Origin of the sequence: Paenibacillus sp. FSL M7-1455, from assembly GCF_038004655.1 — a bacterium.
Lineage (GTDB): Bacteria > Bacillota > Bacilli > Paenibacillales > Paenibacillaceae > Paenibacillus_AQ > Paenibacillus_AQ cookii.
The window spans coordinates 5,042,090-5,064,102 of record NZ_JBBORO010000001.1 but is presented as its reverse complement, the minus strand read 5'-3'; the positions used below and the strand labels follow the sequence as shown (position 1 = coordinate 5,064,102).

The window sequence follows — 22,013 nt, the reverse complement described above, 5'->3', positions numbered from 1 at the left end:
CCTGAAGGATATGGGGTTGAGTTGACAGTTTAGATAACGCCTATTTTCATAGGGGTTGAGGAGACAGGATAGATGTAAAATTTAGTCTTCTCGCACTCCATCAGTATCGAAAATTCTATCAAGCTCCTCGTTTGATGTTATACCACGAACCTTATTCCTGACTGTCGTTTTTCCCATATCCAATCGATAGAAATGTTCGCGACCATCTACACCTTTTTTTAGACGGATGAGTTGAATTCTTCCAAATTTATCCCAGTGCTTCTCTGCAAATTTCGCTAAGCCCACTGCTTTGGGGTAATTGTCCTTACGGCTGGGGTCATGAGGTTCCAGTATATCGAAAACGTAACCCTGTGCATCGGCGCGGACAATCACTAAATCCGGGAACATGGAAGTGGTTACACCACTGATTTCATACGGGATTTCAAGTGACCACTTTTTACGGTCGAGGTTGCGTAACCAGCAGACAGCGCCATTTTTAAGTTCTTCTGCAATAACTCCGCTTTCCCAAGGGTTCAGTGATGTTTGGAATGTCCCGTCCTCAGAACAATAGAGGTGCTGTTCAAACTTCTTACTATCATCCGGTACAGAAAAATCGATTGAATCCGGTAATACCCATGGTACAGATATCGGTTGCGCTGAAGCATTAGTTAATCTTTCATAGACATTCTTTCGTGCCTCGTTCAGTCTAGCAATGGATCGCTTGTTGTTCTCGTAGAGCGTAATGAATTCTTTCTCTGCATAGGCATTAATCCTCTCCATTGCGTCCGTATCACTTGTGAGAACGATGATTTCTTTTTTTACATCGATATGATCACGGGTACTGTGGCGAATCCAATATTCCTTGTGTAAACCCTCTCCCAACAACTTCCCGGCTTGCTCAAAATGTCGGGAAATATCAAATTCGGACACGGTCATGGTCTGTGTTGTTTCATCAAAGGAATAGGCATTGTCTCCATACTCAAATATCAGTGTGCCAAGAGCAAATCCGGTGATTGACGCCCCTCGGATGTCAAAGTCTCCACTTTCTTTTATCCGTGCAATCTCCTCATCCATTTTTGATAAAACTGCATTTTTAACAGCCTTTTGTGCTCCCAAGTCAATGCCGTCCATCGTCAGCGCACGGGAAAGCTGTATTAACAACTTGAGAGGTGCCTGCTTACGGGATGAATCTACCCGATAGGTGATGAGGTTATACATTGCCTCAAACACATCAGAATAGGCAAGGTTGCGCCCAAGTGTAACAAGCTCTTTGCTGGTGCCTGTTTCGGTGGGCATAACCGCTTCACTGTCTCGTAGAGCATTAACAACATTCTTCACTGTATCTTCATCAAAGTACGGTAGAAACAGACTGACACTGTTTAGCTCAGCATCGGAGGAAATCCTTCTTGCCAAAGGAGTACGAATCATACGTCCCAAAAGCTGCGCAATATAAGTGTAGTCTTGCGCGCTGCGGAATGACATCATCGTTTCAGCACGGGGGCAGTCCCAGCCTGTGGAAAGGTTCATTTTGAAAAACACAACCTTCACATTTTCCTCGTTCTCAATTCGGGAGGCTTCAATTTGCTGTATTTCAACGTCACGGACTTTAATCGTGCCGCGGTCATTGAATGTATGTACCACTTCGCCGGGCAGTAATTTGCGTCCCAGTGATTCCTCCAGTAAATCGATGCAAGCCCCCAAATCAGTATGGGTTACTTCACGCTCGTTGCCGTCCTCAACCTGAACAACAAGAATAGGATTTACCATTTTTTCGTCTTCGCGCTCACAGTAGGATTTCCAGTGAGAGCATTTTTTTAGCCAATTATCCACTGCGCCTTTGAACATTGTCATATCGGCACTCAGCTGAATATCTGGGTAGTGAATGATGATTCTGTCTTTCAATAGCCCTGATTCACGCACCTGCTCAGGCGGAACGATGACTTTTTGAACTGTCGATGTCGTTCCAGCAATTAAATTATCAAATCTCTGTGGTGTCGCGGTCACACCGATAACTAGGGGCATGACACAAAGCCCGTCGTCCTCGCTCCCTTTGATGAATTTCTGCATAATAGACTGCGCCTTGTTCTCCGCCTGGACGGATGTGTAGGTGCCTCTATGTGCCTCATCAATCACCACATAAAACTGCTTTGGATTACGTTTGGCAGTGTTAGTGAGTGTCTCCCAAATAGAATACTGCCGCGTGTCAGATGTTCCTGTCAGCAGCTTGTCAGAACCGAGTTTTTGTGTGTTCAGAAAATAGATGCGGCCGCCTTCAAAATACTCGGCGCTAAATGTTGAATCGATAGTCACTAAGTCCCGCACACGGATTTTATCAGACTTGCTTTCGATTTTTAGCCGCGTTTGTTCATTAAGCTCCGGTGAATCGGAAAGCCAAATAAATATCGAATCTGGCTCGCTGATGTTATCAGCATTTCCATACAGAATTTCCTCAAAAAGCGTGGTCATGATGATGGTTTTTCCCGAACCTGTAGGCGCGGAAAAGGAAATCACTTGCGGGTCACGTTCGCTCCACATCAAGTGTGCCTTATTGATTTTTTCATGCAATTCGGCAAGAGCCGTTTCCTGAAACGGAAATAATATATCTCTCATTTATGAATCCCTCCTGCTTCCCAACACAAAGTTATCAATGTAATCGCGGTATAGTTGATATGTGTTATTTACTTTTATCCCAGCGGTCATTTCGCGGAAAGCTTCCTCGGAGTTGGTCACGAAATAGACAACTCTGATATTATCTTCTTCTGAGAGCTTTTCGGCAAACTCGGCATACTTTGTTTCATCAATTAGAATAGCGAAGCCGTTCTGCGGGAGAATTAGCATTTCCGGTTCCTCATCGCTGCTTACTTCGGGCCGCCTACCGATTGCACCCGATTTGAGCCAAAGCAATGGTAATATTTCGTGGAACTGTTGACCCAGTGACACGCTATTTTTATCTAAAAAACCCAGCTTGAAGTATTCGACGTTGGCAGGAAAGCCTTCGCTCATGGGACGTTTAACTTGCGATGCTACATTGATGGGGCCAAGCAAGTCGGAAACTCGTGCTTTGATTTCCTTGAATACCGCCGCTTCCTTTACCACTATGTAAAAGTCAGTGATGTGATCTTGATCTTCCAGCGCATCCAACCACTCATCAGCAGCATTTACATCAAAAAGAATCGACGCTGAATGTTTATCCGAAACAATAAATTTGCTATCCGTTTTTACCAACGTTTGCGGTATTTGTGTTTTTCCTTCCTTACTGCGAAGCAAAGAAACAAGCTGCTTTTTGGCATTGCTCGTTAGGATTGCGGGGTTTTCGACAAAGCCAAGTTGATAGAATGAGCGTTCAATTTCTTTTGTCTCAGTCAGGGTTGTGAAGTAATCGCCTGTCAAGACCGTACCGTCGTCGCGCTTACCAAGGATGCTATATTTTGTCCTCGGCCAAGTTACTGCGCGACATATTCCAAGCTTTTCCCATTCTGGATCACCAGGCTGATATCCATTACTTTGCAAGTTTTTTGATTCGGCGTCCGATACCTCGTTATTTGTCACCAAAATACAGCGACGGTTTCCGTTATCCTCTGCGTTAAGCAGGTTTACTGCATGCAACGTGGTTCCGCTACCGGCAAAAAAATCTACGATAAGGGCATTTTTCTTATTGCGCACTATTGCTGCAATAGCATCCTTTGTAGAATAGAGTGATTTTGGGAAAGAAAAAGCTCTTGACTGTCCAATTATGCTTGAAACCATGTCAGAACCATATGCACCTGCATCATGTAAACTCCTATGCCAAACAGTCATAATCTGTTTGGATTGTAAATTTGCAAACTCCACATCAACAACGTTTCTTTGTTCATCGCGTCCAGTAATTATAATTTCGCCATTTTCAATTTGTTGTTGAAATTTCTGACTGAGGTAGGATACTCCCCATGTTTTTCGTTTAGAATCATATCTGCCGAGTGCGGCATATCCTTTTTCTATGAGATCGTTAAGTGTAGAATTACTTAGCATCCATCGACCTTCTGACAAGTCACTCCTTATCGGCCAGACTACATCATAGCCATCAATTTTTGCATCTAAGTCTGGTTTTTCTGGATATGGCAATGGTTCAAGAGCCTTAATTAATTTATGTTTTTCTGCATCTATCAAAATTGGGTAGAACTGGTTTTTACTATCTTCACGACGAGAATCAGCACCAGAACGCAGTAGTCCTTTCCAACGCGGTTTCGTTGAAGGAGTTTTTTCGCCTAACAAAGGGTCAGATCCACCAACAACATAAGCATTTGGCATAAAACAAAAAATAGCGTATTCTTCTACTCTTGAAAATCTACCTTGTGTTCCTCCCTTTGGATTAATTACAATGGTTACCATTTGAATGTATGCTTCGGGAAAGAGATCCTCAAGCAAAGTACGAAGGTGATGAACCTCGTGTTCATCAATCGTAACAATTAATACACCAGTATCGGGGTTCAAGATTCTTTTTGCAATCCTAAGCCGTTTTTGCATCATAGACAACCACTTGCTGTGGCGCCAGCTATCAGTGGAATCCACATAGTTGTTGTTGTACTTCCAATCCCGCGCACCTGTGTTGTACGGCGGGTCAATATAAATGCAATCCACCTGTTTTGGATAGAGGTATTCCAATAGTTGAAGTGCGTGATAATTGTCTGCTTCGATGAGTGTATGCCATAAGCTATTATCAGTTGCATTCTCTACTGATGCGATAGGTTGGAGCATAGGAAATATTGGTTCGCCAAACTGAGCAACTGAAACTAGCTCCGCAAGTGGGATGTTCATTGTATCACCTGTTGATTTGTTATGGCAAAGAGCAGAATCACCGTCTAATTTCAATACAGTATATACATCATTAATGTGGCCAGTTTTTAATGCGACAGTCGAGCCACGTTTGATAGGAACATCGTAAAGTGGAGTGCATTCGGGGATATGCTCCTCGAATACTAGTCCAAATTTTTTATTTTTAGATATGCGAGCAAATTCCTGCTCCAAGCGACTACGCAGAGTCGTGTCAGGGATTTGTCGCAGTAAATCATTGATTGCAGCCATATTTTAGATCCTCCTAAGCTTAATCATTCAATTCGTACTTGCTCCACGAACGACCAAAAAGTTCATTTCCGTCCGACAAGCGTAAAATTGCCGTGTCCTCTAAAATCTTATACGCCTTCTCAGTTGTAGAGTCAGCTTTATCAAATGCAATGAAAATCTGTCGTCCACTATCCTGATAACGTTCCAATATGTGTTCAAGGTGTGTATCCTCAATACGCTTAAGAATATTGGAATCGTGAATGAGCGCAGGAATTGGACGTAATTCAAGTATACTCAAATCGTACACCACAAGGCTCTTAAACGCAGTACCTTCACTGGTGTTACCGGGCGTTTCAAAGATAATTTCCTTTTGGGGTGTGATTTGCAAAAGAGGCGCTGTTTCCTGTCGTTCAGTCACCACGCCGTTTATTGTTGCCATACGCAGATTGATGTCGTCTTGTATCTCTTCCAGCTTTTCGGTTTGCTGTAGTAATAGTTTTGCCAGCCTGCGCTCTGCTTCGGCGCGGGCTTCCTGCAATTCTTTCTGGTGAATCAACTCAGCTGTTTCTTCCTCAAGTCTATCAATGTTTTTTGACACGTTGACGCACTGAGAGAGCACTCGTTCCGACATCTCCTTTGCCAAACCAGACTCTTCGATTTTTTGATGCAGCCGTTTGATTTCTTTGTCGCAATGATCAATAAGGGGTTGTAAACGTTCGATTTCCTGGGCCATCTCTTCACCTAGAATTTCCCTGATTTTCTTATGAAAATGTTCAATCTCCTCGAAGGCTTTTATATTAGTATTTGGGAAGAAACGCACCAAGGAGTTAAATTCACTGGCGGTTTCGGGATTACTGTCAGCGATATTACTCTTAATCGCATTTAGCTGCGACTGCAGACGATTGCGTTTGCGGATGAAACTATTCAACTCTTTTTGAGCTGCTGTTACTCGTTCAAATGTCTGTGTGTCAAAACCAAACATTGCTAACTGGGCTTCTTCACTGTTTTTCATCAGCTTTTGGAGCCTTTTCTTCAGCGACTCTATAGTTTTCTGATTCATTTCGATTTTCTCGGTGTCCACCTGCTGACGCTGGCGCGATTTGAGCTGCGAGGATTTGATACCAAGTTCTTCCTCCATGCTCTTGATGGCAGCGAGAATTTGGTAGTGGCCGAACAGCTTCATCAGAAAATCAACGGCTTTTTCATCCTGTTCGCGGGGCTTTACGAGCAGAGGATACTTTTCCAGTGTGTTTTCGCGCCCATAAATACGGAAATAACGCTCTGTGATTTCTGAAAATGTGAGGGCTGGCAATCCAATCTTGTATTCCTGAAAGAGAAAGCTTCTAAATTCATCCAGCGTCAATTTCGTAATGAAATGGTGATCCTTATCACAGCGGCACACATTCTTTGGATCATCAGTACTTCTGTAGAAGTAGTGTGGCTGCCCTTCAAACTGGAAAGTGAAATAGATGGTATGGGGACCGATTTCCTTTTTAATGTCATCCGACATGGAGTAGTAGCTTTCGCCGCCGAATGCATAGTCGATAATCCACAGAAACGTTGACTTGCCGATGGCATTGCTTCCTCCTGCGCTGCCTAAAACAGTGTTAAGTCCTGGATTGAATCGAACTGTTTGATGCTCTGCTGCGAATTTATCACATCGAATTTCTGTCAACATAGCGTAGTACCCTCCCTTCCTCGATTAGTTCAATTTTCCCCAATGCAAACAGGCAGTCTAAAGCGCTCAAAAAATCGCCCATACCCTTTTTGCCTGATGTGGTTAATTCAAACAGCTCTTTGGGGGACATATCCCGCTGCGTCAATGCCTCTAAGATATCTGGGAAACGGGCAATGACGCTGTTTGAATAGGGTGTAACTTTACTCGGCAATCTCATCGAACACTTCACACCTTTGCACGAAGTAGGAGATTATTATCTCGCAGGCTTCTCTGTATTTGCGGCCGGTCTTTTCAAATAACGTCTCAACAAGCATATAGTAAATATCGCTTTGGGATGTAAGCGATTCACTCGCATCTTCATACATCCGCTTAATATTCTTAGCAAACTTATCAACGTTCAGTTTATTTTCTCCAGCCAATCGATCTAATGCATTATTGACGCCTTCATACAACTGCCTGACATCAGAAAGCACTCTCTCTTTCAATCGCTTTTCAGTAACTTTTTTTTCAACCTTGACAGGTTCAATTTTAAGTCGTGTATCGTCAGTTACATCCATCAAGTGGACTTCACGAAGCACCTCTTCAATTTGCTTTTCTAACATATATCGTGACGTTGCATCTCTTGCTACCATAAGATTTTCCAAGTAATGTTTGTCCGAAAGCAAAGCCAATTTATCCTCTTCGGAAGCACTTTGTATTTCGCGTTCACAGTCAACACAAAGAACTACGTCATCGGTTTCGGAAAGGTGAACGACCTTAGCGTAGTTAACGTCGTTGCCTTCTTTTTTTATGCCCAACAATCTACCGCATTTTTGACACTTGCCGCCAGTCTCTGTTAGTAGCACCAAGGAGTGAGTGTCAATTGCAATTTCATCAGCGGTATCCTTAGAGAATTTACTGTATGTAGTAAGGAAGCTTATGTCTGTTTTTTTAGAGTCAAAAGACTTTATGTACTCGTCAGTTATCTCTTTTACACTTTCTTCACAATTTCGGTTTTCAACATTGACCGCCGTATAAAGAAAAATTCCAGCGAGAAAGTCTTCCAAAACAAAAGCATCACGTACTGCAATAGTTGCCTTTGTCATGTCGTTCACTTTTTCAACGATTGTGTCAGGTTTTATTGTGCCATCAGAGGCGATGATATCCTTCAACGCAAGAACGATAAGGCTCCTTTTATTGCCATCCAACAGTGGAAGGATGTTCTGCTTAAAGTAATTTGAGGTAGCACGAGCATCTGCTGTCGGTGCAACATCGGTCACATTGGGGGATAGATTTTTTTTGCCAAGTATCAAATCTGAAACGGTGCCATCATCGTTACGAATGTCATAAGTAGGCGCAATAGAAAGCAGTATGGTACCACACAGCCCCTTTTGTGTAACGCTTTTTGCCTTGCAAAGCTTCAAGATCGTTGCAAAAGTACCAAAACACAGCTTTTTCAAAGATTGCGCCCCCTTTCAATCAATGAGTATCGTCGTCAACGTAGTCAACAATATCGCCAATGTTGACGTCAAGTGCTTTACAGATTCTGGCTAACACATCCATGCTTACCGGCAAGTCTTTGCTCAGCTTCGCCATCGTTGTCGATGTCAAATTCGTCTTCGCCATTAAATCTTTTTTCATCATCTTTTTATCAATCAAAAGCTTCCAAAGTTTGTTATAACTGAATGCCATTCTATCGCCTCCAAGCATTACTGGACGGTATTCAAAAGACGTGTTTTTACTATTATAACAAATTACTAAGCAAATCACAATTAAAAATTTGAATGTGCTGATTTAACCTTTGCAAATGCTTATTTTTTTGGAGATAAAAACGATTGGAATTTGCTGAGTCACAGCGGAGTGACAGCGGAGTTGTGGCTGAGGACTTATTGTGTTCGTATAAATAAAATTTACTTAGACGGTTAGACAAGCCATATTTTTTGCAAAAGGAGGACAATCCATGGAGGAGATTCGTGATTGTAAGGGTCGCATAGCCTGCAAAGGTAACGCAACCACAGGTCTCGTAGAAGTTTTATACAAACGATGCAAAACCAGTACACAAATTCCTATTGGGGGAACGTTGAGGATTGAACGTGAAGGAGTTGTGACGATAGTCACTCGATTAAATGATTCGGCTTTCCATGTAGAAAGCCATGTTTATGCAGCGTAAGACGTTAATCAATTGAATAGAAAATCCGCAGAGCTGCACGACGGCTAGGATTAGTTCTCATACCAGAGGACTATCCCGGCCGTCGTTTTTTTGTTCTACGGATTGTTTCGGCTCCTGCGGATTTCAAAGCCAAATTTTGAAAACCAAAGGAGTCAAAACATGTCAAGAGAGTACAAAACAAGTAAAAAGAACAGAACAAATTATATTTATTACACCGCTGAAGGAACAAAGATTGTTATTACCCCTGGTGAAGATGGAGTCACCGTAGCCGACATCGAGCTTTTACATTCTATGGATGATAACGAAGTGGACGAGCAGCGCCGCTACAACTACCGCGTTACATCTCATTTGGATGCTTATCACGATGGTGAGAGTGAAGCGGCAACAGATCGGAATAAGTATTTGGCAGATGAAAGTGCAAATCCAGAACAGATTTACATAGAAGCCGAAGATAAAGCTGAACATCTGGATGCGCTGGACAAGCTTGCCGAGGCTATGGGTTGTCTCTTGCCTCAGCAAAAAGAGCTTTTCAAAAAGGTTTATTTGGACAAACGTACCAACACAGATATAGCTGCTGAAGAAGGAGTGACGGAAGCGGCTATCCGTAACCGCCTGAAAAAGATACACGAAAAATTAAGAAAAATTCTTTCCTGATGGGGGTTCGAATGAACTCTCTTTTTCGCTTATCGGTGAGGGGCAGAAAAACCGCCCCCGGAAAGGAGACGAAATATGAGCCTAAAACACAAAGTCACAATCAATGTGGCTAAACCCGGTGGCGGACGAAGCCCTGTAATTCAAAGCAGCAGACAGACAATCCGAAGTAAACTCCTCGATTTGTTGTTCGGTAAAAAAGTGAGCCTGCTTGTAATTACGCCCGGTGACTCAGTTGAAACGGTAGAAATCAAGGAAATCAGGGAAGGAGGTGTGGAGCATGAGCAAAATCAAGCTTCTTCTCGATGTGGTCTCAGATCTTAGATCGCTGGCAGACAGCGTTCAGGCTGTTGCAGACGCAATAGCAAGTAACGCGCCTGAAGAGGTTTCAAAACCGGAGCAGCCTGAAGAAAAGCGGGTTACCTTGGAAGAAGTAAGGGCTGTGCTTGCGGAAAAGAGTCATGACGGATTTACAGCTGAAGTAAGAGCGCTGCTACAAAAGTATGGAGCATCTAAACTTAGCGAGATTGATCCAAGCAAGTACGACGCGCTTCTTGCAGATGCGGAGGGGTTGAAATGAGCAAACATGCAATTCTCTCCGCATCGGGAGCCCATCGCTGGATGAACTGTACACCGTCAGCCAGATTGGAACTAGAGTTTGATGATAACAGCGGTGAAGCTGCAGCCGAAGGAACTGCAGCTCATGCATTAAGTGAACACAAGCTTCGCAGGGCACTAAAGATGCGGTCAAAAAAGCCGGTTTCGCCTTATGACTCCGATGAAATGGATACCTTCACTGACGGATATGTGGAGTTCGTACTCGAAACCATCGAACAGGCAAAACAGTCATGCAATGACCCTCTTGTCTTAATTGAACAGCGATTGGACTTCTCAAAATATGTACCCGATGGTTTTGGGACGGGTGACTGCTTGATTATCTCTGATGGAACCCTTCATATAATTGATTTCAAGTATGGTCAGGGTGTTTTGGTAAACGCAGAGGAGAACCCGCAGATGAAGCTCTATGCCCTTGGTGCACTGGAGTTATTCGATGGCATCTATGACATCGATACGGTTTCCATGATAATCTATCAACCACGCCGGGAAAATGTCAGCACATACACAGTAATGAAGGAAAGCTTGTATCAGTGGGCAGAGGAAGTTTTAAAGCCAAAAGCGGAGTTAGCTTTTGCAGGTGACGGCAATTACTGCCCTGGAGAATGGTGCCAATTTTGCCGAGCAGCAGTAAAATGCCGGGCCAGAGCGGAAGCAAAAATAAAACTGGCTGCGTTCGAGTTTGCTTTGCCGCCATTACTGTCAGATGAGGAAATCGCAGAGATTCTTTCATCAATCGGAGATCTCACCAGCTGGGCAAATGAGATTATGGCCTACGCAACAGATGCAGCGGTTAATCATGGAAAGCAATGGCCTGGCTTTAAGGTAGTCGAAGGCCGCTCCAACCGTAAATACACAGATGAAGAAGCAGTCGCTGAAGCGGCGAAAAATGCAGGCTATCGCGATATTTACAAGCAAAGTCTCATCAGCATTACTGAAATGGAAAAATTGATGGGCAAACCCAAGTTTAATGAAATCCTTGGTGGTCTGGTCATGAAGCCACCGGGAAAACCGACGCTAGTGCCTGTTTCAGACAAGCGTCCTGAAATGAATACATCATCAGTAAAAAATGATTTTATGGAGGTTTAATACTATGTCAAACACAGCAAAAAGAACAATCCCTACGAAAGTAATCACTGGAATTGTACGTCTTTCTTATGCCAACGTCTGGGAACCAAAGTCTATTAACGGCGGCGCTGAAAAATACAGCGTGAGCTTGATTATCCCTAAGAGCGATACAAAGACGCTCTCTGCAATTAACGCAGCGGTGAATGCCGCAATTGAAGAAGGCAAAGGTAAGTTTGGTGGCAAGATTCCTAATAAAGCTGCCCTTAAACTCCCTCTGCGTGATGGAGATATCGATCGTCCAGACGACGAGCCTTACGCAAACAGTTATTTCATCAATGCCAATAGCAACACTGCTCCACAAATTGTAGATAGAAACGTTAATCCGATTCTTGACCGTTCCGAAGTTTACTCTGGTGTGTACGCAAGAGTAAGTATCAACTTCTATGCCTTCAACTCCAACGGAAATAAAGGTATTGCATGTGGCCTTGGCAATATTCAGAAAATCCGTGACGGTGAGCCACTAGGTGGTAGAACGAATGCCGCTGATGATTTTGCCACCGATGTGGATGACGATTTCTTGTCATGAGAACACTCAGCATTGACCTAGAGACCTTTAGTAGTGTAGACCTCGCCAAAAGCGGGGTCTATCGCTATGCTGAAGCTCCAGATTTTGAAATTTTGCTTTTCGGATATAGCGTTGATGGAGGGCCAGTACGGGTTATTGACATAGCAAACGGAGAAACGCTTCCAGAAGATATTCAATGCGCGATTTTAAATCGGAATATCACGAAGTGGGCATTCAATGCACAGTTTGAACGCATCTGTTTGTCCCGGTACCTTGGCATCTGGCTGGAACCTAATTCGTGGCGTTGCACGATGGTTTGGTCTGCGTATCTTGGACTTCCGCTTTCTTTAGAGGGTGCAGCCTTGGTAACCGGTGTTGATAAACAAAAACTGACTGAAGGCAAGGAACTGATTCGGTATTTCTCCGTCCCATGTAAACCAACTCAGACAAATGGCGGTCGTACCCGAAATTTACCGGAGCATGCTCAGGATAAATGGGAACGGTTCAAGGCATATAACGCCCGAGATGTAGAAACGGAACTGGCGATACAGTCGCGACTTGAAAAGTTCCCGATGCCTGAACATGAGTGGCAGAACTATATTCTAGACCAGCAGATTAATGATAGGGGCATCCAGTTAGATTTGGAATTAGTAAAGCGAGCCATCCGATGTGATGATCAGACGAGAGAAGAGATTACGAACCGAATGCGTGTCCTTACTAAATTAGAAAACCCAAACTCAGTCGCCCAGATGAAAAAATGGCTTTCTGAGAACGGTCTGGAAACAGAAAGCCTAGATAAGGCATCAGTAAAAACATTACTACGGACAGCACCGAATCAGCTAAGTGAAGTGCTGGAACTGCGGCAGCTACTGGCCAAGTCCAGCGTAAAGAAATACACAGCCATGGAAAATGTCGTTTGTGCTGATGGGCGAGCACGCGGTCTATTGCAGTTTTATGGAGCTAATCGTACAGGTCGATTTGCAGGAAGACTCATTCAGGTACAAAACCTTCCGCAGAATCACTTGTCTGACTTGGAACAAGCACGAAGCCTTGTTCGCAGCGGACAGTTTGAAGCATTAGAGATGCTGTATAATTCTGTCCCAGGCGTATTGTCTGAACTAATCCGTACTGCATTCATCCCTAAAGAAGGATTCAAGTTTATCGTGGCTGATTTCAGTGCCATTGAAGCGAGGGTTATTGCCTGGCTTGCAGGTGAAGCATGGCGAAATGAAGTGTTTGCTACCCATGGAAAAATATATGAAGCATCAGCTGCTCAAATGTTTCGAGTTCCCATTGAAGAAGTGACAAAAGGAAGTCCGCTAAGGCAAAAAGGCAAGATTGCAGAACTGGCCTTAGGTTACGGTGGCTCTGTTGGCGCACTGAAAGCAATGGGCGCTCTGGATATGGGTCTTTCCGAGGAAGAACTAAAACCGCTGGTAGCTGCATGGCGAAATGCTAACCCCAATATTGTACGGCTGTGGTGGGATGTTGATAGCTCCGTGAAAGAAGCGGTAAAAGAGAGAACCAGAACTGAAACTCATAGAATCCAGTTTGAATATCGAAGTGGAATGCTTCTGATATGGCTTCCATCAGGAAGACAACTGACCTATGTAAAGCCCCGAATTGGAATAAACAGTTTTGGAAGTGAGTCGGTGACATATGAAGGCATAGGTACAACAAAAAAATGGGAGCGCATCGAAAGCTATGGACCAAAGTTTGTGGAAAACATTGTGCAGGCAATCTCAAGAGATATTCTGTGTTTTGCTATGCAAAATCTAGATAAAGCAGGTTTTCAAATCGTGATGCATGTCCACGACGAGACTGTGTTAGAAGTGCCATTAGGAGTATCCTTACAGGATGTTTGTACTCTTATGGGTAAAACTCCGCCTTGGGCAAAGGGACTTTTACTTCGTGCTGATGGTTATGAATGCAACTTTTATAAAAAAGATTGATTTTTAGGGGGTTCGATTAGCCCCCTTTTTTTGCTTATAGCTGAGGGCAGTTCATGCCGCCCTACAACGATAAGCTGGAGGTTCTATATGAACGAATTAACTATTTTTAACTACGAGGGAAGCACAGTCAGAACAGTTCTGAAGAATGGGAATCCTTGGTGGGTGCTAAAAGATGTATGTGCTGTATTAGATATCGGGAACAGCCGCGATGTTATGGCCCGTTTGGACAGTGATGAAAAGGGAGTCGATATTATCGACACCCCTGGAGGCAAACAGGAAGTATCTATTATCAACGAAAGCGGCCTGTATAGCGTGATATTGGTTTCTCGAAAGCCAGAAGCCAAAAAGTTCAAACGGTGGGTAACCCACGAGGTTCTTCCCTCTATTCGAAAGCATGGACTATATGCTGCGGATGAACTGCTAGCTAACCCTGATCTTTGGATCAAGGCGTTACAAGAGCTTAAAGCAGAGCGTGCAAAAAATGCTAAGCTATCTGCCACCATCAGTATTCAGGAACAGCAGATAGCTGAAATGAAACCTAAAGCAAGCTATTACGACGTGGTTCTTAATTGTAAGGATGCGGTGGCCATAACAACGATCGCGAAGGATTATGGAAAATCGGGTCGCTGGCTTAATGAATATCTTCATGATCTGGGTGTTCAATTCCGTCAGGGGAAAATATGGCTCCTGTATCAGAAACACGCCCAGCATGGCTATACTGTAACCAAAACTCATAGCTACCCCGGAAATGATGGGACGATGCATTCGAAGGTCCATACTTATTGGACTCAGAAAGGCCGCTTGTTTATCTATGAATTGCTGAAAGCGCAGGGCATTCTTCCGCTAATAGAGCAAGGGCAGGAATTTGAGGTGGTATAGCGATGGACAAATATAATTCTGAAGGATATCCGGACCCAACTGCAGCAGAAGCATTGGAGAATGTAATGCGCGAAGAAAAAGCCAAAAAATATAAGCCTTTCGTTTTCATCTGCTCGCCTTTCGCTGGAGATACAGTTAGAAACCTGGAGAATGCCAGAAGATACCTAAAATTTGCAGTGGAGCAAGGAGCCATTCCCTTCGCTCCTCATCTGCTATATCCACAGGTGATGGATGACTGCAATCCTGACCAGAGAAAGCTAGGTTTGTTTTTTGGCATGGCCTGGCTCAGAAAATGTGATGAACTATGGGTATTTGGTAGCTACATCTCAGATGGAATGCAAGCAGAAATCGACAAAGCTTCAAAGCATCGCATCCCTGTCAGATATTTTACTGAAAAATGCGAGGAGGTGCAGTAGATATGAAAATAGCGGTTGGCAACAGCCGTATGGATAGAAAGTGGAAGAACAAGGACATATCTTGGAACGACTTTATCTCCCGAGTGAGTACAACCATCCGCACTACTGAAACGGTTTCTGAGTTCCGCAAGATGAGCAGGGCTCAGCAAGATACCATCAAAGACGTTGGCGGCTTTGTAGGCGGAGCACTACGTGAAGGAAAACGCAGAAACGGTTATGTTCTCTGCCGTTCCCTTCTGACTCTTGACATGGACTATGCAAAGCCTGGCATATGGGAGCAGATTGAGACGCTGCACGATTTCAAATGCTGCATTTACTCCACCCATAAACACACGTCGGACGCTCCAAGGTTAAGGCTTTTGATTCCGCTGAAACGAGAAGTTACGGAAGATGAATACCCGGCGCTTGGTCGCATGGTAGCAAAGGAAATCGGAATCGACTTCTTCGATGACACTACCTATGAACCATCAAGGCTAATGTATTGGCCATCAACTTCCTCTGATGGTGAGTTTGTTTTCAAGGAAAAAGACGGAGAGCTTTTAGACCCGGATATGTACCTTGCTAAATACACGGACTGGCGCGATACCTCTATGTGGCCGGTATCTTCCAGACAATCAGAGGTGGTTCAACGAAAGATTACTAAACAGGCAGATCCGCTTTCAAAAGAAGGCGTAGTCGGTGCATTTTGCAGAGCTTATACGATTGAAGAAGCTATCGACACTTTCTTGCAGGACGTGTATGAGCCAAGCACCATGAATGGACGTTACGATTACATTCCAGCAGACTCATCAGCGGGCTTGGTGATATATGATGGGAAGTTTGCTTATAGCCATCACGCTACCGACCCCGCCTGCGGAATGCTGCTGAATGCTTTTGATCTTGTCCGCGTGCATAAATTTCGAGATTTGGACGAGAAGACTACTGAAAATACAGCGCCAAGCAAACTGCCTTCTTTTAGAGCGATGACGGATTTGGCTCTTAAAGATGAACGAGTCAAGGAGCAATTTGCCGAGGAACGCAGGGTACAAGCTGAAAGTGAATTTATCGATGAGGATTGGGAAAAGCAGCTTGAACTGGATAAGACCGGTGCAGTTAAGAATACATTGAGAAACTTAATTTTAATATTGGAAAATGACCCAAACCTGAAAAGCATTGTCTTTAATCAACTCTCAGACAGTCTTGAGATCAAAGGCGATGTTCCATGGCCGCATCCGTCAAGGTTCTGGAGAGATGCTGATGATGCTCAGTTGATCAGCTACATTGATACGCACTATGGAACTTTCTCTGCAAGAAATTATGATGTGGCTGTAGCAAAAGTGGCCGATGATCGTTCCTATCATCCTATTCGTGAATTTATAGAAGCCCTCCCTGAATGGGATAAGGTGCCACGTGTAGACAGCCTTTTAATCGATTATCTTGGAGCATCGGATAATCCGTATGTACGGGCAGTTACTAGAAAAAACCTATGTGCGGCCATCGCACGTGTACTCACACCCGGTATCAAGTTCGATTCCATGCTGGTTCTAAATGGACCACAGGGTGTAGGAAAAAGTACACTCATCGCTAAGCTGGGCGGTGACTGGTTTTCAGATAGCTTAAGTTTATCTGATACAAAGGATAAGACTGCTGCTGAAAAACTGCAGGGATATTGGATTTTAGAAATTGGAGAACTTGCCGGACTTAAAAAGGCTGAAGTAGAGACGCTTCGTAGTTTCCTCTCCCGCCAGAATGATATTTACCGAGCTAGTTTTGGCAGAAGAGCAACTCCCCACCTAAGACAATGTGTATTTTTTGGTACTACCAATGCTGAGAAAGGATATTTGCGAGATACAACTGGTAATCGTAGGTTCTGGCCGGTAAAGACTCCAGGTAATGGTACAAAAAAGTCATGGCAGTTGACACAAGATGAAATATTGCAAATATGGGCAGAAGCTCTCACCTTTGTTAAGGCGGGCGAGAAATTGTATCTGGATGCCAGCTTAGAAAAACTTGCGAAAGACGAACAAAGAGAAGCGATGGAATCGGATGAGCGAGAAGGTTTAGTGCGCGAGTACCTTGACATGCTTTTACCTGAAGATTGGGACACCATGGATTTATACGAGCGCCGTGCATTCATCAATGGTACTGAATTTGGAGAGAGCCAGCGGGTTGGCGTGAAAAAGCGTACATCCGTTTCCAACATGGAGATCTGGTGCGAATGCTTTGGTAAGGATCGCGCCAATTTGCGAAGGATGGATGGTAATGAAATATCCGCGATCATGGCGGGTATTGGCGGCTGGAGCGGTCTTGTTAAAAAGGAACGCATTTCGCTTTATGGGCCGCAATGGGTTTATGTTCCCAAACCATGATGAAGATTGGAACATTTGGAACAAATTCAGCCGTGGGAACAGTTATCACCTGTTCCGGTGAAACAAAAACACCTCTTCGGTACACCACATCGGAACAGGCAGAAGCCCCTTACAAACTAGGCTACTTAATATCCTGTGTTCCATTGTTCCATAAATTACTATTAAAAATAATCCCTAAGATTAAAAGTAAAAATCGCACACAGACGCGTATTTACGCGCGTATAGAGATTTTTTGGATTTAGGGAACATGGAGGACATATGAGAGAAAAAAATATAGAGCAGAAATTAGTTCTGATGACAAAAGACTTGGGTGGCCTAGCCTTAAAGCTTGTCTCACCGGGTTTTGATGGAATGCCAGACCGACTGATTTTACTGCCAGAAAGAAAAATCGCTTTTTGGACCTCTGTCAATAGATTGGACAGCCAGAATCGAGAAAATTACGCAATTTGACCGTACATTTGTTCGTATTGAAAAGGTGTAAGATACCCGATAGCGGAATGTACGCGTTTCCGGTTGTAGAAAAACTCGATGTATTCAAAAATCCGACTTTGGGCTTCCTTGCGGGTTCTGAACTTCTCCAGATAGACGAGTTCCTTTTTGAGCACGCTGTGGAACGATTCGATGCAGGCATTGTCATAGCAGTTGCCCTTGCGGCTCATGCTGCATTTCATCCCGTATTTCAAGAGCCGTTTTTGGTACTCATGAGATGCGTATTGGCTGCCGCGATCGGAATGATGCAGGACTTCGCCTTTCGGCCGTTGACGGTTGTAAGCCTGATCCAGAGCTTGCAGGACCAATTCCTTGGTCATTCGCTCATCGGCGTGCCAGCCTACGATTTTGCGCGTGTACAAGTCCATCACGCTCGCGACATAGAGCCATCCCTCGTCTGTCGGAACGTAAGTGATGTCCGCCATCCAGACTTGATTGGGAGCTTGTGCCCTGAACTGCTGGTTCAGCACATTGTCATGCACTGGCAGATTGTGGTTCGAGTTCGTCGTCGCCTTGTATTTCTTGACGGTGCGCGACTTAAGCCCCAGTTCCTTCATGATGCGGGCGACCGTTTTTTCGGATACCCGAACACCTTGCTGGCGCAAGACTTGAGCGATCTTCGGGCTGCCGTACAGGCGACGCGAGTCCACAAAGATACGGCTAATCTGTTGTTCCAGTTCTCGGCGACGTTTCTTTTGCTTGCTTTCCTGGCGCCTGGTCCATTGATAATAACCACTCCGGGATACGTTCAAAACCTTGCACATCTCCGATACCGGATACTTGGAGCGGTGTTTGTGGATAAACGCAAAGATCAGTTCCGGTCTTTTGCGAAGATGTGCATCGCCTTTTTTAAAATTTCGTTCTCCATCTCGAGTTGGCGGATTCGTTTCTGCATTTCGAGAAGGGTTTTTTCCTCGATTTTCAGGTTGCCGCTGCCGCGAAACGCATTGACCGGATCCTGTTTGAATTCGTTGATCCAGCGGTACAGAGTATTGTCGGATACGCCCAATTCTCGGGCGACCTGCGCCACCGGCTTCCCCTGTTCCTGAATCATTTTTACGGTTTGGATTTTAAACTCTTTGTCATATTTCTGACTCATCTTCGGACACCTCGATTTTGCTAGGTTTATTGTCGCATTCTCGATTCTCGGTGTCCACTATTTAGTCTAGCATCATTGTTTAATTTACGCTGTGGTCGTCTTCGGTTGTAAAAACGTATGTATTTCTCAATTCGTCTTTGTGCCTCTGCCAGATTTCGTATATCATAGGGATAGAGTCCTTCCGTTTTGAGATGCGAGAAGAAACTCTCCAGGGCATGAAAAAAGCACCCTCGCCTTAGCGTGAGTGCTTCATTTCTCTTCCTTTTCATCCTTCAAAACGCCGATTTTCCGCAGATGATCACGGAAACGTTTCTTGTCGACTTCGCGTTCCTCTTCGGTCCTTTCGATATGGCCGATGATCTTCGGTTTGGACGTATCATTCCACCGCGGATCCGAAAATGGTTTTTTACCTTCGCTCATTTATCCAACTCCACAATCAGAATATGGTACACTCCGTTGATCAATTCCACCTGTGCGATCTCAAATGGGAAGTTACGGCCATAGAGGACTTCCATTTCCCCGGGATTCAACTCTATCATATCGGCCCCGGAATTCGCATCCAGAATGTAGAATTGAACTTGTCCGTCGGGATTATAGATTGCTCCAGCCGTTGTTGAAATATATTGAGGATATTGTACCACAGCCCCGATCGGGAGCAAAGATAAATGCGAACGTTGCGGATCAGAATATACAGTCGAGAGCGGTCTACAGCGTTTCTGTCCGCTTTTGCCGATCGATTACGTGGCAAACCTATCTCGGGCTGTACTCGGCGATGACCTGCAGACGGTAACCAAGATAGAGGATCTGCAGCCGAACGCATTTATTGATTGGTCCGGTACCGGCACGCTGACGCCGACAGCAGGCGTAAAGCTGACGGGAGGGGCAGACGGTACGGCCAGCGGTTCGGACTTCTCGGCGGCGCTTAGCGCCTTTGAGGCGTACCAGTTTAACATCCTGGACCCGGGGCTGCTGAGCCCATCGGCAACGGGTTCGACCTTTGAATTTCGGCTTACTGCTGTCTTCCGGGACAAACAAAAAAGCCTTGCTCTCCTGCAGGGCTTTGATTTGGTCGTTTTGCCCAAGCCCAACCACATCGTACGTACTCCCTTGACCGGACTCGCTGACCTCGATCTCAGAGGGATTGATCGGGAGCCGCAGGACCTCGGCTTTATTGTTAAAGCTCAGCTCGACACCATAAACGCGCACCATTCATCCCTCCTTATCCATAAACGGCATCCGCGGAGGATGCGATATCTTGCTCCAGTTTTTCGGTGATATGGGCGACTATTGTATCAATGTCGCTTTCGTGCCGGACGTGCGTATCGCCAAAGTTTACCGATGGTGTACGAAGAGAATGTGGATCCGGTATCCACATGGACCAAAGCAGTAGCGACCGCGCTGCCAAGCTTCCCACTGGCCGATGAAGTATTCCAGGAAAAGCGGATCACCCGAAGCGCAAACCAATAATACCGCCAGTCCGGCTCGCCTTGATCTCACCGGCGAAAAATACGGGATGCTAACGGTGATTTCGGAGACGTCCCGAATCGGAAAGCACCGCAGGTATATATGTAGATGCGACTGCGGGAACGAGGTAACCGTCAAAGTGGACAGCCTGCGGAGTGGAAATACAAAATCATGCGGGTGCTTAAAGTCAAAGACTCCTCCCCCGAAATTTAAGGATTTAACTGGTAAGCGATACGGTCGCTTGGTTGTAATCGAGAGATCATACGAAAAAGCACGTAATAATCATTCGTTTTGGTTATGTAAATGTGACTGTGGCAATACCCGGATCGCTGACAGTGCGGATCTACATAACGGAGTCACCACAAATTGCGGGAGACGATGCCCGCTCGGGAAGCGACCGATCATTAATCCAGAGCGCCATTTAAAACAGCAAAAGTATCGAAAAGAATACAATCGCAAAAAGAAAAAAGACCCTGCCAGCACGTAGCCAGCAGGGTCTTCGCTTCATTCCTTCGTTCCACCGTTCCTCTTATTAAACGCGAGCTCAAACAGCCCCGTAGACCCGATCCCCAGCCCAGGCTGTCGATTCTAAGCCCGGCATATGGAAGTTCTCTGCGCTACGGTTTGGCGCCGCATCATGGCCTTGTCAAAAAACTGGCTTAGCAGATCGTAATATGCCGGCTTGGCCGTCTGAATGCCAAAGGGCTTCCCGAGCAGATACCCAACCTTTTGATCGACCAGTTTCCGGACAAACGCATCACGCTGCAAGAACGTCTCTTTGATCGTTTCAAGCTGCTGTTCATGTTCCTGCTGTTTCTGCTCGATCTGTAATTGACGATGTTCCATTGCGATTAGTAGCTGGAGTTGTGGGCTTAAGCCGGTGAGGTCGATGCCGGTCTTAATCTGATCTCGCATCCTTTCAAACTCTGCAATGTACATTTCTTTGAAACGCATAGACCTATACGAGTGGATCATTGAGCAAGATGCGGATTAGAATTCCGCACTCCCTCCGGGTGTTAAGAACAATTTGTTCCGAGTTTAGTATTATTCCAATCTGATGACCACCTCCACACAATAATTGTCGAATTGTGTCATACGCCATCCTGGTGATTGTCAGGCGTATTGGTAAACTCAATGACATCGATAAAAACCTTTTGTCAAAGAGGCTGACGGCTCGCTACGGGTTTGCACCAAGGAGTCATTGCACATCGCCGACAATGTGCGTTTTCTTGAGCCGAAAGGGCAACAGCAAGAACGAACGGAGAGTAAAAAACAAGATCCATTTATGGATGACGGTCAGCCAATCGATATCAATGACGACGATTTGCCGTTTTGAGGTGACGCATGGAGATAACAGAAATCAGTAAAGAAATCCATGCCGCTGCACAACGCCTTAGCAAGTCTGCTGACGCTCTTTTCGAATTGGGAAGGGCTAAGGCTGAGACTGAACGCGAGTACCGTTCTATGCTTGCTCAGGAGATGCTAAAGCTAAAAGCGGAGGGATGCAGACTACTCTCATCCCCGATATAGCGAAGGGTAACGTATCGGAATATTTATTCCAACGTGATTTGGCCGAAGCTCGCTTTAAAGCCGGGATTGAGGCAGCAGATGCAATTAAAGT

Annotated in this window: 21 protein-coding genes; 11 read left to right on the top strand and 10 right to left on the bottom strand. The window is 44.9% G+C overall.

The features are described from left to right. Window positions 1–81 precede the first annotated feature (81 nt). Genes NYE48_RS23200 through NYE48_RS23175 form a run of 6 tightly spaced genes read right to left on the bottom strand, consistent with a single transcriptional unit; the run spans window position 82 to window position 8,368 of the window. Entirely contained in the window at window positions 82–2,589 is a 2,508-nt protein-coding gene (locus tag NYE48_RS23200) for a DEAD/DEAH box helicase (protein ID WP_341000108.1), read from the bottom strand. After that, the gene (locus NYE48_RS23195; protein ID WP_341000107.1) at window positions 2,590–5,040 is read right to left on the bottom strand and encodes a site-specific DNA-methyltransferase; all 2,451 of its coding nucleotides are present in this window, start codon (window positions 5,038–5,040) and stop codon (window positions 2,590–2,592) included. 19 nt (window positions 5,041–5,059) lie between these two features. Continuing rightward, window positions 5,060–6,697: a DUF2326 domain-containing protein gene (locus NYE48_RS23190; RefSeq protein WP_341000106.1), complete on the bottom strand. Its 1,638-nt coding sequence runs from the start codon at window positions 6,695–6,697 to the stop codon at window positions 5,060–5,062. Next, window positions 6,675–6,914, bottom strand: coding sequence for an ABC-three component system middle component 7 (locus tag NYE48_RS23185; protein WP_341000105.1), 240 nt, complete (start codon window positions 6,912–6,914; stop codon window positions 6,675–6,677). The genes NYE48_RS23190 and NYE48_RS23185 overlap by 23 nt, the downstream gene beginning before the upstream one ends. Further along, entirely contained in the window at window positions 6,898–8,136 is a 1,239-nt protein-coding gene (locus NYE48_RS23180; RefSeq protein WP_341000104.1) for an ABC-three component system protein, read from the bottom strand. Before NYE48_RS23180 ends, NYE48_RS23185 begins: the two co-directional genes overlap by 17 nt. Before the next feature lie 19 nt (window positions 8,137–8,155). Beyond that, the gene (locus NYE48_RS23175) at window positions 8,156–8,368 is read right to left on the bottom strand and encodes a helix-turn-helix domain-containing protein (protein WP_341000103.1); all 213 of its coding nucleotides are present in this window, start codon (window positions 8,366–8,368) and stop codon (window positions 8,156–8,158) included. Window positions 8,369–8,636: 268 nt separating this feature from the next. Between NYE48_RS23175 and NYE48_RS23170 the strand changes: the two genes are divergently transcribed. The 10 genes from NYE48_RS23170 to NYE48_RS23125 all read left to right on the top strand — a co-directional run bounded on the left by NYE48_RS23170 (window position 8,637) and on the right by NYE48_RS23125 (window position 17,790). Continuing rightward, window positions 8,637–8,846, top strand: a complete 210-nt coding sequence (locus tag NYE48_RS23170) for a hypothetical protein (protein WP_179234623.1) — start codon at window positions 8,637–8,639, stop codon at window positions 8,844–8,846. A 159-nt stretch (window positions 8,847–9,005) separates the two neighbouring features. Next, window positions 9,006–9,500, top strand: a complete 495-nt coding sequence (locus NYE48_RS23165) for an RNA polymerase sigma factor (protein ID WP_341000102.1) — start codon at window positions 9,006–9,008, stop codon at window positions 9,498–9,500. A gap of 277 nt (window positions 9,501–9,777) precedes the next feature. Beyond that, window positions 9,778–10,077: an rRNA biogenesis protein rrp5 gene (locus NYE48_RS23160; RefSeq protein WP_341000101.1), complete on the top strand. Its 300-nt coding sequence runs from the start codon at window positions 9,778–9,780 to the stop codon at window positions 10,075–10,077. Continuing rightward, entirely contained in the window at window positions 10,074–11,201 is a 1,128-nt protein-coding gene (locus NYE48_RS23155) for a DUF2800 domain-containing protein (RefSeq protein WP_341000100.1), read from the top strand. The genes NYE48_RS23160 and NYE48_RS23155 overlap by 4 nt, the downstream gene beginning before the upstream one ends. 4 nt (window positions 11,202–11,205) lie before the next feature. Continuing rightward, on the top strand, window positions 11,206–11,766 hold the full coding sequence (locus tag NYE48_RS23150) for a DUF2815 family protein (protein WP_341000099.1): 561 nt from the start codon (window positions 11,206–11,208) through the stop codon (window positions 11,764–11,766). After that, a complete protein-coding gene (locus NYE48_RS23145) occupies window positions 11,763–13,697 on the top strand; it encodes a DNA polymerase (RefSeq protein ID WP_341000097.1) in 1,935 nt (644 codons plus the stop codon). The genes NYE48_RS23150 and NYE48_RS23145 overlap by 4 nt, the downstream gene beginning before the upstream one ends. 87 nt (window positions 13,698–13,784) lie before the next feature. Beyond that, window positions 13,785–14,576, top strand: coding sequence for a phage antirepressor (locus NYE48_RS23140; RefSeq protein ID WP_341000096.1), 792 nt, complete (start codon window positions 13,785–13,787; stop codon window positions 14,574–14,576). Between the two features lie 2 nt (window positions 14,577–14,578). After that, window positions 14,579–14,992, top strand: a complete 414-nt coding sequence (locus NYE48_RS23135) for a DUF7768 domain-containing protein (protein WP_341000094.1) — start codon at window positions 14,579–14,581, stop codon at window positions 14,990–14,992. 2 nt (window positions 14,993–14,994) lie between these two features. Beyond that, window positions 14,995–17,340 carry a virulence-associated E family protein gene (locus NYE48_RS23130; protein ID WP_341000093.1) on the top strand — a complete coding sequence of 782 codons (2,346 nt, stop codon included), beginning with the start codon at window positions 14,995–14,997 and terminating at the stop codon, window positions 17,338–17,340. Window positions 17,341–17,598: 258 nt separating this feature from the next. Further along, entirely contained in the window at window positions 17,599–17,790 is a 192-nt protein-coding gene (locus tag NYE48_RS23125) for a hypothetical protein (RefSeq protein ID WP_341000092.1), read from the top strand. On the opposite strand, the gene NYE48_RS23120 is transcribed toward NYE48_RS23125, so the two are convergent. From NYE48_RS23120 to NYE48_RS23110, 3 genes are all read right to left on the bottom strand, one after another. Then, a protein-coding gene (locus NYE48_RS23120) for an IS3 family transposase (protein WP_341000091.1) occupies window positions 17,778–18,928 on the bottom strand; the annotation gives its coding sequence in 2 pieces (ribosomal slippage) (window positions 17,778–18,673 and window positions 18,673–18,928; 1,152 coding nt in all). The genes NYE48_RS23125 and NYE48_RS23120 overlap by 13 nt on opposite strands. Before the next feature lie 26 nt (window positions 18,929–18,954). Further along, window positions 18,955–19,197, bottom strand: a complete 243-nt coding sequence (locus NYE48_RS23115) for an IS3 family transposase (protein ID WP_341000090.1) — start codon at window positions 19,195–19,197, stop codon at window positions 18,955–18,957. Next, window positions 19,178–19,348: a hypothetical protein gene (locus tag NYE48_RS23110; protein ID WP_341000089.1), complete on the bottom strand. Its 171-nt coding sequence runs from the start codon at window positions 19,346–19,348 to the stop codon at window positions 19,178–19,180. The genes NYE48_RS23115 and NYE48_RS23110 overlap by 20 nt, the downstream gene beginning before the upstream one ends. A 306-nt stretch (window positions 19,349–19,654) precedes the next feature. On the opposite strand from NYE48_RS23110, the gene NYE48_RS23105 reads away from it, so the two are divergent. Next, window positions 19,655–20,203 (top strand): hypothetical protein, encoded by a 549-nt coding sequence (locus NYE48_RS23105; RefSeq protein WP_341000088.1) that lies wholly within the window; start codon window positions 19,655–19,657, stop codon window positions 20,201–20,203. A 777-nt stretch (window positions 20,204–20,980) separates the two neighbouring features. Here the strand turns inward: NYE48_RS23105 and NYE48_RS23100 are convergent. Next, a complete protein-coding gene (locus NYE48_RS23100) occupies window positions 20,981–21,307 on the bottom strand; it encodes a hypothetical protein (RefSeq protein ID WP_341000087.1) in 327 nt (108 codons plus the stop codon). Window positions 21,308–22,013: the final 706 nt, after the last annotated feature.